13 protein-coding genes are annotated in these 14053 nt (G+C 62.3%); 12 read left to right on the top strand and 1 reads right to left on the bottom strand.

Translation table 11 applies throughout. The annotated features are described in order from the left end of the window. Positions 1-202: 202 nt before the first annotated feature. Positions 203-604, bottom strand: coding sequence for a c-type cytochrome (locus BW970_RS19745; RefSeq protein WP_163464899.1), 402 nt, complete (start codon positions 602-604; stop codon positions 203-205). 151 nt (positions 605-755) lie between these two features. Between BW970_RS19745 and BW970_RS19740 the strand changes: the two genes are divergently transcribed. The 12 genes from BW970_RS19740 (at position 756) to BW970_RS19685 (ending at position 14045) form a co-directional block, all read left to right on the top strand. After that, on the top strand, positions 756-1136 hold the full coding sequence (locus BW970_RS19740; RefSeq protein WP_210305027.1) for a hypothetical protein: 381 nt from the start codon (positions 756-758) through the stop codon (positions 1134-1136). Positions 1137-1211: 75 nt separating this feature from the next. Beyond that, positions 1212-2720: a multicopper oxidase family protein gene (locus BW970_RS19735; RefSeq protein ID WP_024899901.1), complete on the top strand. Its 1509-nt coding sequence runs from the start codon at positions 1212-1214 to the stop codon at positions 2718-2720. Between the two features lie 57 nt (positions 2721-2777). Then, complete coding sequence (locus tag BW970_RS19730; RefSeq protein ID WP_188475584.1) at positions 2778-3749, top strand: cation diffusion facilitator family transporter; 972 nt, start codon at positions 2778-2780, stop codon at positions 3747-3749. 106 nt (positions 3750-3855) lie between these two features. Continuing rightward, the gene (locus tag BW970_RS19725) at positions 3856-6243 is read left to right on the top strand and encodes a heavy metal translocating P-type ATPase (protein ID WP_076534610.1); all 2388 of its coding nucleotides are present in this window, start codon (positions 3856-3858) and stop codon (positions 6241-6243) included. Between the two features lie 97 nt (positions 6244-6340). After that, positions 6341-6826, top strand: coding sequence for a DUF411 domain-containing protein (locus tag BW970_RS19720; RefSeq protein WP_024899898.1), 486 nt, complete (start codon positions 6341-6343; stop codon positions 6824-6826). A gap of 209 nt (positions 6827-7035) precedes the next feature. Then, on the top strand, positions 7036-7401 hold the full coding sequence (locus BW970_RS19715) for a hypothetical protein (RefSeq protein WP_143128787.1): 366 nt from the start codon (positions 7036-7038) through the stop codon (positions 7399-7401). Positions 7402-7532: 131 nt separating this feature from the next. Then, a complete protein-coding gene (gene copM, locus BW970_RS19710; protein WP_076534608.1) occupies positions 7533-8096 on the top strand; it encodes a CopM family metallochaperone in 564 nt (187 codons plus the stop codon). Beyond that, positions 7978-10257 (top strand): DEAD/DEAH box helicase family protein, encoded by a 2280-nt coding sequence (locus tag BW970_RS19705; protein WP_144039035.1) that lies wholly within the window; start codon positions 7978-7980, stop codon positions 10255-10257. Before copM ends, BW970_RS19705 begins: the two co-directional genes overlap by 119 nt. Next, complete coding sequence (locus BW970_RS19700; RefSeq protein ID WP_076534606.1) at positions 10258-11781, top strand: type I restriction-modification system subunit M; 1524 nt, start codon at positions 10258-10260, stop codon at positions 11779-11781. Next, a complete protein-coding gene (locus BW970_RS19695; RefSeq protein ID WP_076534604.1) occupies positions 11778-12884 on the top strand; it encodes a restriction endonuclease subunit S in 1107 nt (368 codons plus the stop codon). Before BW970_RS19700 ends, BW970_RS19695 begins: the two co-directional genes overlap by 4 nt. A 9-nt stretch (positions 12885-12893) precedes the next feature. Continuing rightward, positions 12894-13289 carry an AAA family ATPase gene (locus BW970_RS19690; protein WP_076534602.1) on the top strand — a complete coding sequence of 132 codons (396 nt, stop codon included), beginning with the start codon at positions 12894-12896 and terminating at the stop codon, positions 13287-13289. Positions 13290-13475: 186 nt separating this feature from the next. Next, positions 13476-14045, top strand: a complete 570-nt coding sequence (locus BW970_RS19685; RefSeq protein WP_076534600.1) for a hypothetical protein — start codon at positions 13476-13478, stop codon at positions 14043-14045. Positions 14046-14053 lie beyond the last annotated feature (8 nt).

Raw genomic sequence — 14053 nt, 5'->3', positions numbered from 1 at the left:
ACACCGCGCTCGGCATCCCTGTCACAGAGCCCGTGGGATAAGTCTGTCCGGGGAAAGGGGAACCCCGGCCATCAGCCGATTTGTGCAACAGAGCCTCCGGCAGCCACAACTGTCACCGGGTGGGCCTCGGAAAACTGAGCAGCCGGTCGCACGGGCAGCTCCGGCCTGCAGCGAAGCTCCATCCCGAAGGTGCCATCAGCGCTCAGCGTGCTTGCGACACATTCTCCTGGTAGGTCCGCTCGCGCTCCGGCCAGGTGCTCTTGATATAGGCGAGCGCAGCCTGGATCTCTGCGTCGCTGAGGACGGCAAAGCCCGGCATGTCGCTCTTATAGCCGCCCCCGACGATGGCGGCCGTGCCCTCCTTGACGATCCGGAACAGGATGTCATCGGGATGGTGCCACGTGTGGCCGTCGGCATCGTGTGGTGGCGCCGGGAGACGCCCGGACGGAAGGGGCGTCTTCCAGTCCGGCTGCCCCTCGAGCTGCGCACCGTGGCAGGACGCACATTGGTCCGCATAGATCTGCCGGCCCTGTTCGATGACTTCTGCAGATGACGCGGCGTTGGATGCGGTCTGGGCATAGTGCCTGCCAGCGAAGACCGCCATGACCAGGCCTCCGACGAGCAACCCGGGCCACAAGATATTACGGAGTTCTTTTCGCATGAGTTGCATGATTGGTGGCGAGGAATTTCTATTGGCTACATGCCGAGGATGAATTTCTGCCAGAGGCGCGACGCCGGAGGCAATGGACATTCCCGTGACCAGCGCCTATCTTTCCGGCATGTTCTCGCGCCTCGTCACTATGCTTGCCGTACTCGCGATCGCCGTCATGACGACGGTGACCTCCGCGCATGCGGCGCGCTTGAGCGCAGAGCCGGATCACTCGGTGCATGTCGGCGAGATGATGCAGGTTGCGGCCGGCAGCGAACATTCCTGTGATGGCGAACAGCACTGCGGATCGATCGACACCGGAAGCTGTGAGCTGCTTTGCGCCGGTCTTTCGGTCTTCCTGACCTCCCCGAGCGACAGCTCTGGCAGCGATTACGCGCCTGCCAGCCATGACCTGCCCACCGGTGCAGTGCTTGCCGGTCGGGCACCTGGACTGAACGAACGACCTCCCAAGCACCGTCTCCTCTGATCGCGCGTCCGGGCCGAGGCCCGCGGCGTCCTGTCGGTTTTGATGAACGGGACGAGCTGCCCCGAGGAGACGACCATGAATACCCTTTCACGACGCGGCTTTCTTGCCGCTGGCGCCGCCATGCTGGCCTATGCGCATCTGCCCCGGATCGCGGCAGCGCAGGGCGCCGCCCCGCTGTCGCTGCACGCCGCCACCCGGACGCTCGACATCGACGGTCGCGCCGCCACCGTCTGGGGTCTTGCCGGGCCAGCCGGACAGGGGCTGACACTCGATCCCGGCGCGCGGTTCCGGGTGGATCTGCGCAACGATCTCGATACTGACACGCTGATCCACTGGCACGGCCAGATCCCGCCCAACGCACAGGATGGCGTGCCCGACATGCCTTTGCCGATGCTCGCCCCCGGCGAGACTCGCGCCTATGACTTCGCGCCGCTGCCCGGCACCTACTGGATGCACGCGCATGTGCCGCTGCACGAGATGCGCCTTCTGGCCGCGCCGCTGATCGTGCGCAGCGCCGAGGATGTCGCCGCCGACCGGCAGGAGGTGGTGCTGTTCCTGCATGATTTCTCGTTCAAGGCACCCGAGGAGGTGATGGCCGAGATCCTTGGCGGCCACGGGACCGCCGGCGGTCATGGAGGCGGCCACGGCGCGGTCATGGGCGGCATGGCGGCCATGGACCACGGCGCGATGGGGAACATGCCGATGGGTGGCATGGATCACGGCGCCATGGGTGGCATGACGGGAATGGGCGCCATGGACGGCATGGCGATGGACCTCAACGACTACGACTGGGACGCCTATCTTGCCAACGACCGCACGCTTTCGGATCCCGAGGTGGTGCAGGTCGAGCGCGGCGGGCGCATCCGCCTGCGGGTGATCAACGCCGCCGCGGCAACGGTGTTCTGGATCGAGACTGGCGAAGCGCAGGCCCGGCTCGTCGCGGTCGATGGCCATGCCGTTCAGCCCGTCCCCGGCACGCGGTTCGGCTTGGCCATGGGCCAACGGCTCGACCTCGAGATCGACCTGCCGCAGGAGGGCGGCGCCTGGCCGATCCTCGCGCTGCGGGAAGGCGCGCGAGAGCGGACCGGGCTGATCCTTGCCACGCAGGGCGCCGAAATACGGCGCATCGACACCATGGCGGAGGCCGAAGCGCCTGCCTTCGACAGCGACCTTGCGCAGGAGACGCGTCTGATCGCCGCGGGCGCTTTGCCGGATCGGCCGGTGGACCGCAGCCACATGGTGATGCTGGGCGGCTCGATGCAGCCCTATGTGTGGACGATCAACGGCGCCGTCTGGGGCCAGCATCGCCCGGTGACCGCGCAGAGCGGTGAGCGGATCGTGCTGTCATTCCACAACATGTCGATGATGGGCCACCCGATGCATTTGCACGGGCATGTGTTCCAGGTCGTCGGACTGAACGGACGTGCAGTCCGGGGCGCGCTGCGCGACACGGTATATGTGCCGCCGATGTCGATGGTCGATATCGCGCTCGACGCCGGCGAGGCCGCGCGCTGGATGCTGCATTGCCACCACATGCCGCATCTTGAGACCGGCATGATGACCGAATTCGCGGTCAGCGCATAGGCCAGGCAGAGGACGTCGGATGCCGGCGTTCTCCCTCAGCAACAAGGAGGCGGACTCATGTCGATGTCTCACGGCGGCCATGCCGGTCACATGCCCGCGGGCGGCGATCGCAAGGCGCTTGTCATCTCGGGCTGGCTCACCGGCCTTTACTTTGTAGTCGAGCTGGGAATCGGCATCTGGACGGGCTCCGTCGCTGTCATCTCCGATGCCTTCCACACCTTCTCTGCCGTGGGCGGCGTGCTCATCGCACTGGTCGCGCTTCGCTTGACTGAACGGAAATCCAGCCCGGCACGTACCTTCGGTTATGTCCGGGCCGAGATCCTCGGCGCCCTTTTCAACGGCCTGTTTCTCGTCGCGATGGCTCTTTTCGTGCTGTGGATGGGCGCGATGCGTCTCATGGAGCCGATCGAACTGGCCACGACACCGATGCTGTTTACCGCTGCCGGCGGGATCGCCACCGAGCTTGTCGCGCTCTGGCTGCTGTACGAACGCCAGAAGGGCAACCTGAACATGCGCGGCGCCTACTGGCACATCCTCCAGACCTTCGTCGGAAGCTTCCTCATCATCATCTCGGCGCTGGTGATCCGATTTACGGGCTTCCTCGCCATTGATCCCCTGCTTGGCATGGCCTTCGGGCTCGTCCTGCTCTGGGCTTCCTGGGGCATTCTGCGTGAGGCATTGCACATCCTGCTTCAGGGCACGCCGGAAGACCTGGATCTGGAGGCCGCAATCACGGCCATCCGGCAATTGGAGGGGGTGACGGATGTGCATCACGTCCATGCCTGGAGCCTGACATCCGGGCGCAATGTCTTCTCGAGCCACATCTGCGTTCGGAACTGGAAAGACGGCGAGGGGGTGCTGCGGCAGGCGAACCATCTCCTGCGCGAGCGATTCAACATCTACTTCTCGACGTTGCAGGTGGAGGAATACTGCCTCGATGGCGAGGAGACTGCAGCCGACATTGACATCATGCGGTCACATGCCGCGCCAGAACAGACCAACGTTCGAAATTTCCATGGGAATCACTAAACGGCGATACTTTTCCAGCTTCCAGTCACCTCTTGACCGTCTAGCGATTGGAAAGCGCAGAACGGCGAACGCAAGGCCGAGGACGAGACGCCGAGGAGGCGTAAAAATGACCAACAATACTGAACACGATCATCAGCACCACGATCATGCGGCCCACGGCCATGAGCAGGGGCACGCGGCTGTCGCAGCGGACAGTGCCCACAAGGTCAAGGACCCGGTCTGCGGCATGATGGTCGATCCCCACAAGACCGCGCACAAGGCCGAGCACGCGGGTCGGCCCTATTACTTCTGCTCGGCCGGGTGCCGGGAGAAGTTCCTGGCCGACCCGGAACGCTATCTCGACCCTGCCGCCGCGACGGAACGGGCCGAGCCGGTGCCCGAGGGGACGATCTACACCTGCCCGATGCATCCCGAGATCCGGCAGGTCGGCCCCGGCTCCTGCCCGATCTGCGGCATGGCGCTGGAGCCGGTGCTGGTCAGCCTGGAGGCCGGGCCGAACGAGGAACTGATCGACATGACGCGCCGGTTCTGGATCGGCCTGGTGCTGACGCTGCCGGTGTTCGTGCTGGAGATGGGCGGCCATCTTCTTGGTCTGGACCACCTCATCAGCCAGCGGACCTCGAACTGGATCCAGATGCTGCTGGCGACGCCTGTGGTGCTGTGGGCCGGTTGGCCATTCTTCCAGCGTGGCTGGCAATCGCTCGTCAACCGCAGCCTCAACATGTTCACGCTGATCGCGATGGGCACCGGAGCTGCCTGGATCTACAGCATGGTGGCGACGCTCGCGCCCGGCATCTTTCCTGACCAGTTCCGGCAGCATGACGGGTCGGTGGCGGTCTATTTCGAGGCGGCGGCGGTCATCACCGTCCTTGTCCTACTCGGCCAGGTTCTGGAACTGCGTGCGAGAGAGAGCACCAGCGGCGCGATCCGCGCGCTGCTCGACCTCGCGCCCAAGACCGCGCGGATCATTCGTGACGACGGGACCGAGGAGGAGGTACAGCTCGACAGCGTCCATGTCGGCGACCGCCTACGGGTGCGGCCCGGCGAGAAGGTGCCGGTCGATGGCGAGGTGATCGAGGGCCGCAGCGCCGTCGATGAATCGATGGTGACGGGCGAGTCGATGCCGGTGACCAAGGAGGTTGGTGCCAAGGCTATCGGCGGCACCATGAACCAGTCCGGCGCGCTGGTGATCGAGGCGAAGAAGGTCGGCCGCGACACCATGCTGTCGCAGATCGTCCAGCTCGTCGCCGAGGCGCAGCGCAGCCGCGCGCCGATCCAGCGCCTCGCCGATCAGGTGTCGGGCTGGTTCGTGCCGGCGGTGATCCTGGTCGCGGTGCTTGCCTTCGTCGCCTGGTCGATATGGGGTCCGGAGCCGCGCTTCTCCTTCGGTCTCATTGCGGCGGTTTCGGTCCTGATCATCGCCTGCCCCTGCGCGCTCGGGCTGGCCACGCCGATGTCGATCATGGTCGGCGTCGGACGTGGCGCGCAGGCCGGCGTGCTGATCAAAAATGCCAAGGCGCTGGAGCATATGGAGAAGGTCGACACCATCATCGTCGACAAGACCGGGACGCTGACCGAGGGCCGGCCCGCCGTCACCGCCATCGTTCCCGCCCCTGGCTTCACCGAAGACGAGGCGCTGCGGCTTGCTGCCAGCGTGGAGCGGGCGAGCGAGCATCCGCTGGCGCTGGCCATCGTGCGGGCGGCAGAGGAGCGAGGGCTCGAACTCGCGCCGGTCGCGGATTTCGACTCCCCCACCGGCAAGGGCGCGCTCGGGGTGGTCGAGGGCAAGCGCATTCCCCTTGGCAATGCGAAGTTCCTCGCCGAGCAGGGCGTCGATGTCGCGCCGCTGGCCGATGAGGCCGACCGGCTGCGCGAGGACGGGGCAACGGCGATCTTCATGGGGGTGGACGGGCAGGTGGCGGCGATCTTCGCCATCGCCGATCCGGTCAAGCCCACAACGCCCGAGGCGCTGGCCGCGCTGAAGGCGCAAGGTATCCGCGTGGTCATGCTGACCGGCGACAACTGGACGACGGCCAGGGCGGTCGCGCGCCAGCTCGGCATCGACGAGGTCGAGGCGGAGGTTCTGCCCGATCAGAAAAGCGCGGTTGTGCAGCGGCACAAGGCGGCGGGCGAGGTGGTGGCGATGGCGGGCGACGGGGTGAACGACGCGCCGGCGCTGGCTGCCGCGGATGTTGGCATCGCCATGGGCACCGGCACCGACGTGGCGATGGAAAGCGCGGGCGTCACGCTGCTGAAGGGCGATCTTATAGGTATCGTGCGGGCGAGGCGGCTGTCGGAAGCGGTCATGGGGAACATCCGCCAGAACCTGTTCTTCGCCTTCATCTACAACGCCCTAGGCGTGCCGGTCGCGGCGGGCGTGCTCTACCCGTTCTTCGGCATCCTGCTGTCGCCGATCATCGCGGCGGCCGCCATGGCGCTGTCCTCGGTCAGTGTCATCGCCAATGCCGCGCGTTTGCGGAAGGTGAAGCTGTGATGGCGGTGCCGCGGCCTTCGATTCGCTGCTCACCTCATTGTGCGCCGCACATGGACCGTGACGGGGAGACAATGAATCCATGAAGCGAGGTTTGACGATGAGAAACGATCACCGCATCAGCCGGCGCGCCATTCTGGCCGCTGCCGGCGCACTTCCCCTGCTGTTGTCTACAATCGGCCGGGGGCATGCCGAAGCGCTGCCTCTGGTGAACGTCACCAAGGATCCGTCCTGCGGCTGCTGCGATGGCTGGGTCGCGCATATCGAGGCTGCGGGGTTCCCGGTGCGGGTTGTGGAATCCACCGATATGGACAGCCTCAAGCAGCGGCTCGGCGTGCCAGCCGAACTGGCCTCCTGCCACACCGCCGAGGTGGGCGGCTATGTGGTCGAGGGCCATGTGCCTGCCGCGGCGATCCGCCGCCTTCTGGCCGAACGACCGGATGCGACAGGGTTGGCCGTTCCCGGAATGCCTGCCGGCTCGCCCGGCATGGATTTTCCGGGCGTCGATCCCGAGCCGTATGAAGTGTTCCTGTTCGGCCCGACTATCCAACCCTTCGGGCGTTTTCTCGGCGCGCAGGAAATCTGAGTCAGGCGTCTCCACATGACCGGCCACCTTGCCAATGATCCGAAACAGCACCTGGCCGAGGCGGCTTGCCTCCGTCAGCGGGGCGGTCTTGCTGTGTCGGGTGGCGCGCGACGTGAACGTGACATCGCACGGGCCTCGCGTGCCACCGGGAAGGAAGGTGGCGCATGAACGGGAGCGCGCGAGTTGCTGGCAGGGCAAGATGCGGCGGATTGCGCCAGTTTGCGATCTGCATCCTGCTGCTTGCCATCAGCGCCCTGGTTCTGCAGGTCCCGGCACACGCCAGTCCCGCCGGACACGCCATCCACCAGGAACAGACTGCTGCCACGGCCAGCCACTGCGCCCGCCATCACATGCCGGACGAACATGGCGCAGATCGATTCGCAGGCTGCGTGAGTGATGACGGTAGTCCAAATCTGGCGGACTGCTGCCAGACCTGTCTGACCGCCGCCGTTCTCGTCGAGCCGCCGACGCTCGGCCCGGCCGCGAACGGCGAAGCTTTCACGTTGATGCACCCTGACCCGCGCGATCGGTCCCCTGAAGGAATCCTGAGGCCGCCACGTCTCATCGCGGCGTGAGGCGCAGGGATCGCCGCGAGAACGAAGATGTCTCCGGCTGCTCCGGCGCGACCCCGAAAGACCACGCGAACATATCGGAGACCCGCGTCCGCGAATCTGGACCGGCGCTCCCGTACCAAAGGATGAAATCAATGAACCGAACCGCAATCGCCCTTTCCGTCAGCATCCTGGCAGGCCTGCCAGGCGCCGCCCTCGCCCAGTCCGGGCATGACACCCACCACCCAGCAAGCCCGCCCGCGCAAGCGGAAGCGGCCCGGGCGAGCAGTAACCTTCCCGACTTCACGCAGGCCTATGTCGACGCGATGAACGAGACGCACGGGCTGATGATGGACGGCGTCATGGCCGACGATCCCGATGTCGCCTTCGTCCGGGGCATGATCCCGCATCATCAGGGCGCGATCGACATGGCCAGGATCGTCCAGCAATACGGGGACGATCCGCAGACCAAGGCGTGGGCGGACCAGATCATCGCGGCGCAGGAAGGCGAGATCGCTGAAATGCAGGCTTGGCTGGAGACGAACGCTGGCGAGGCACCGGCAGCCCTCGGCCAGACAAGGGGAACCGTCTACGCTGCCAATGAGGGCGGCAATTCCATCAGCGCAGGCCACTGGTACAGGCAAGACACGCGTTGCGATCGCGCTGACGGACCTTCTGATCAGAGCCGGTTGGGTCAAGCGGGTCCTTTTCCTCTGTGATCGCAAGGAACTCCGGAAGCAGGCCAAGAACGCCTTCAACGATTTCCTATCGGAGCCCACGCGGATCATCACATCGCGCGTTAGGACGAACGCCAGTGAGCGCGTCTTCCTTGCGACCTATCCCGCGATGCAAAAGGTCTTCCAGTCTTTCGACCCTGGCTTCTTCGACCTCATCATCGCGGATGAATCTCATCGAAGCATCTACAACGTCTACGGAGACATCTTTCACTATTTCGACTGTCATCAGGTGGGGCTTACCGCGACGCCAGTTGACTTCGTTACGAGGAGCACCTTCCGCCTCTTTGGGTGCGAAGGGCAACTTCCCACGTCGAATTATGATCTCGAGCAGGCGGTTCAGGCAGGCTACCTGACCCCATTCGAGGTCTATGAGCACACGACGCAGTTTCTCCGCGACGGCATCACCCTCGATGGCCTATCGCCCCAGCAGATCCAGGAGCTCGAAGACCAGGGGGAGGACCCGGCGCAGTATGATTTCTCCTCGGAGCAGATCGACAAGGTCATTTATAACAAGGACACCAACCGCGCGATCCTCCGAAACCTGATGGAAAACGGGATCAAGGATGCGACCGGACAAATCCTAGGAAAGAGCATCATTTTTGCACGGAACCATCAGCATGCGATGCTGATGCGTCAGCTCTTCGATGAAATGTATCCGCAATACGCCGGCAAGTTTTGTCAGGTGATCGACAACTACGATCCGCGTGCCGAGCAGTTGATCGATGATTTCAAGGGCGAAGGTACCAACAACGATCTGACCATAGCGATCTCGGTCGACATGCTCGATACCGGGATCGACATCCCGGAGATCGTGAACCTGGTTTTCGCGAGGCCCGTCAAATCGCCTGTGAAGTTCTGGCAAATGATTGGCCGAGGCACGCGTCTCTGTCCGGACCTCTTCGGCCTCGGCCAGCACAAGAGCGTGTTTCGCATCTTTGACCACTGGGGCAATTTTGCCCGCTTCGAAATGGGCTATCGCCCAGCCGAACCTACACAGGGCAAGCCGCTTGCTCAGCAGGTCTTCGAAGAGCGGTTGAATGTTGCCGAGATCGCCCTTCAGAAAAGCGAAATCGCGGCCTTCGACGCTGTGATCGACCTCGTGGCACAGGATATCAATGCACTGCCGGAAGAATCCATTGCCATTCGGGAGAAATGGAAAGAGAAACGCGCGCTATCTCGCCCCGCGGTATTGAGGGCGTTTGCCCCCGCGACTGTCGCGAGACTTCGCCAGGAGATCGCACCTCTGATGCAGTGGCGAAACATCCGTGGTTTCAGCGACGCCCTTGCGCTCGATCTTCTCATAGCGCGGATGCAAATCGCAGTGCTTCGTGGCTCGGGCGAGATTGCCGATCTGAAAATCGAGCTCCTCGACCGCCTGGCATCTCTGCAGATGCACCTGAACCCCGTGCGCGAGAAGGCGGAAGTCATCAAACGCGTAAAGTCGGATGCTTTCTGGAAAGATGTAACTGTCGCCGATCTGGAGGACGCACGCATTCAGCTGCGCGAAATCATGCATCACCGTGCCAAGGGCGGGTCGCAGGGCCTTCCTCCGAAGGTGGTCGATATCACCGAGGATGCCGGGCAGATGCAGTTTGCACGGCGTTCGGCGAGCCTGAAATCCGTCGACATGAAAGCCTATCAGCAGATCGTCGAAGCGGAGCTCAAGAAGCACTTCGAGACCAATCCGGTCCTCAAGAAAATCCGTGCCGGCGAGGCCGTGTCCGACCGCGAAATCGACTCGCTCGTATCGCTCATTCTGACGCAGCACCCGGACGTGCGGCGGGAACACCTTGAGGAATTCTTCAGCGAGACCGCTGGTCCGCTCTATCTCGCCATCCGAATGATCGTTGGGATGGACCCCGAGGCCGTGCGAGACAAGTTCACCGCATTCGTCCAGAAGCATCCGAAGCTCAGCGCGAAGCAGACACGCTTCCTCGCGCTGCTGCAAAACCACATCGCGCGCTACGGTACGATCGAGGTCGAGCGGCTCTACGACGACCCTTTCACTGTGGTCGATGCCGACGGACCGGACGGCGTGTTCGAGGACGAGGCCGACCTCACCGATCTCATCAATATTGTGCGCTCCTTCGGCCCCACGGTCGGGGAGCGCCCCGAAGACAACCCGAACGAGAGGAAATCATAAATGGTCACGGGTGAGCTCAAGCGGCGCGTCGACGCGCTCTGGACGGAATTCTGGCAGGGCGGGATCACCAACCCGCTGACGGTGATCGAGCAGATCACGTTCCTGATGTACGCGCGCCTCCTCGACATCAACGAGGCGCGGGACGAGAACCGCCAGAAGCGGACGGGCAAACCGTTCCAGCGCCGCTTCAAGGAGGACGAGCAGCACCTGCGCTGGTCGCAGTTCCGGCACCTGGGATCCGACCAGATGCTGCCCCTGGTGCGGGACAAGGTCTTTCCGCATTTCCGCTCCACAGTGGCCAGCGGCACGGCCTTCGCGGAGTTCATGAAGGACGCGCAGCTGATGATCCAGAAGCCTGGGCTTCTGGTGAAGGCCGTCAACATGATCCACGAGCTGCCGCTGACAGAGGGCGACACGAAGGGCGACCTCTACGAGTACCTGCTGAGCAAGCTGACTACGGCCGGCATTAACGGGCAGTTCCGAACACCGCGGCACATCATTCGATTGATGGTCGACATGCTGGAGCCCAAGCCGACCGACGTGATCGGCGACCCGGCTTGCGGCACCGGCGGCTTCCTCGTCAGCGTTATGGAATACCTGCTCGAGACCTACACCTCGCCCGAGGCGGTGATCGAGGAGAAGGATCCCGAGACTGGCGTAGTCGAGAAGATCTTCACGGGCGACCTGCTCGAAGAGCATCGCGACCACATCCGCAGCAACATGTTCCATGGCTTCGACTTCGACGCCACCATGCTGCGGATCGCGGCGATGAACCTGATGCTGCACGGGGTCGACGATCCTGATATCCACTATCAGGATACGCTCAGCACCGGTTTCTCCGACAAGTTCCCGCGGCAGGCGAGCGAGGGTTTCGACGTTATCCTTGCAAATCCCCCCTTCAAGGGCAGCCTGGATTTCGAGGACGTGCACTCGGGGCTTCTGCGTCAGGTCAAGACGAAGAAGACTGAGCTACTGTTTCTCGCGCTGATCCTGCGCATGCTGAACACTGGCGGCCGGTCGGCGACCATTGTGCCGGATGGCGTGCTGTTCGGCTCTTCCGGCGCGCATCGTCAGTTGCGTCAGCTCCTGGTCGACCAGAACCAGTTGGAGGCCGTGATCAAACTGCCCAGCGGAGTATTTAAGCCGTATGCAGGTGTCTCGACAGGTATACTGGTCTTCACCAAGGGCGGGCGGACCGACAACGTATTCTTCTACGATGTGAACGCCGATGGGCGATCACTGGACGACAAGCGCGATCCAATCGAAGCAAACGATCTCCCCGATTGCCTTTCCCGATGGAAGTCCCGCGATCCCAAAAAAGACAACGATCGGGAATCAAAAGCGTTCTTCGTGAATGTCGAAGAAATACGCGACACCGGATATGAGCTTTCTATCGGGCGCTATCGAAGCAGCAACCATCAGGAGCAAGAATACGATCAACCAGAAACAATTATTGACCGGATGAAGAGCTTAAATGACGAAATCTCTGTTGAGCTTCTTGAGCTTGAGGAGATGCTGCGATGAGCCACGTTCAAGAAGTCAACTTGGTTGAGATCGCTAGGCCAAAGCAGTGGCCAACACTGTCTCGTCGTGAGCTCAGGCCAGAGGGGTTTCCAGTATATGGAGCAAATGGCATTATCGGGTTTGCCGATCAGTACACTCACGAAGAGCCCACGATCATAATCGGGTGCCGTGGTTCGTGTGGAACGCTACACGTCACACAACCCAGATCATATGTAACTGGAAACGCAATGGCGTTAGACCAAATGAGATTGGATTTGGTGGATCAGCGCTACATTTTCTACTTTCTCGCTCGCAGGGGTTTCGACGATATAATCTCAGGAAGCTCTCAGCCTCAAATAACAGGCAAGGGTTTGGCGCGGATTAAGGTCCCTTTGCTCCCACTATTGGAGCAGCGCCGCATTTCCGATTTGCTAGACAAGGCTGAAAGTATAAGGCGAAAACGGGCATCTATTGTCGCGAAAGTTGACGAGCTGATCAAATCGGAATTCGTTAAGAGGTTCGGAACTCCCCTCAACAATTCCAAGGGGCTGCCTGTGGCGCCAATCAAGTCGTTTGGAGAGGTGGTCACCGGAAATACACCGCCTCGGAAAGACCCGGAGAACTATGGAGATGAGATTGAATGGATCAAATCCGATAATATCAACACGCCGAACCACTTCTTGACCGTCGCTCAAGAACGCCTGAGTTCGGCTGGAAAACGGATCGGACGCACCGCTCCGTCAGGGTCGACCTTGGTAACCTGCATCGCCAGAAGCCCAAGCGTGATTGGGAACGCTGCGCTTGCTGATCGCGAGGTCGCTTTCAATCAACAAATCAATGCTGTAATTCCAGGCGGCAACACGGATCCGTATTTTCTTTATTGTCAGTTTCTGGTCGCGAAGAGCCTCGTTCAAGCAAGCTCCACCAATTCGATGAAGGGAATGGTGAGCAAAGGAAAGTTTCAAGAGATCGAATTTATTAAGCCAGCTATCGTAGATCAGGCGAGATTTGGTGAGTTCTTCTCGCGGGTTCACAAACTGTCGCGTTCTTTGGATACTGATCTGTTAGCGTCAGAGGAACTCTTTCATTCACTCTCGCAACGCGCTTTCCGTGGCGAACTTTGAGGTGCCGCGATGCGCTTGACCCGGATCGAAATCGAGAACTTCAAGGGCATCGGTTCACGCCAGAGGATCGACCTGCGGCCCATAACGCTACTTTTCGGTCCAAACAGCGCCGGCAAAAGCACTATCCTGCAGGCGCTGCACTACCTGCGCGAAATCCTCGAGCGTGGAAACGTCGATCCCGACCGGACAATTGCTGGCGGGCTTATCGACCTCGGGGGCTTCGCGACGCTGGTCCACAACCACGAATTCGACCGCACGGTCACCCTGAAGGTTGTGCTCGACTTCTCGCATGACCAAGGCTCGGACGGCCTGCCGCTGAACGCTGGTCTCTCGATAGGAGAACCCGAGTTCACAGAACTGCCCATCCGATACCTGGTCGGGGAAAGCGAGGAGTATCGCGACTAAGCTATCGTCCAGGACGTCGGACTGGAAGTTGACATTCGCTGGAGCGCGCTCGAGCAGGCGCCCTATGTTTCGCGCCTTGCGATTGAGATAGACCGCGAGCCGTTCGCCGCCATCGTTTCACCCCCTGCCGAGGGCCGGGCGCAGCTGACCGACTTCAACTTTGCCCACCCGCTTCTGCTGCGCGCCGTGCTTCCCGACGATACGCCGGAAGACGGCGATAAGGACTTCGCTACGGGTTCACCGCTTGAGGACGAAATCTGGTCCCTCGCACGTGAAGCCGCCGCCGACCGCTCGACACCAGACACACCCGATGACCAGCTGCGGATCGCCGTTGGCACGAGGCTGGGCGCACTGCCGCGGCTGGACCGCGACCTCATCCTGGATATCCGCGACCCGGACATGAAGAAGGCCGAACTTGAGGAGCGCACACCGCGTGTGAACGGCCTCAGGGCGCTCCTCTCCGAAATGGTCCTCGGCCCAGTCCGTCTGGTGCGTGACCACCTGATGCAGATGACCTATATCGGCCCGCTGCGCGAGATCCCTTCGCGCAGCTATCGGCCGCAAGTGACGCCGGATGAGGCTCGCTGGGCCCAAGGGCTCGCCGCGTGGGACCTGCTTTACAACGACCGTCGCGGCGAGCTCATGGGCGAGGTTAACTGGTGGCTCTCTGTAAGCGTTAGCTGGCTCCCACGAGGTTTTCAGCTTGACGGCTTGAAGTTCCACGGGAGCAGGTCGTCGATGCGGCTTTGGCGGTGACCGTTTGC

This window comes from Gemmobacter megaterium (assembly GCF_900156815.1).
Lineage (GTDB): Bacteria > Pseudomonadota > Alphaproteobacteria > Rhodobacterales > Rhodobacteraceae > Wagnerdoeblera > Wagnerdoeblera megaterium.
The sequence above is the reverse complement of the archived record's forward strand: the minus strand, read 5'-3'. Positions and strand labels throughout refer to the sequence as shown.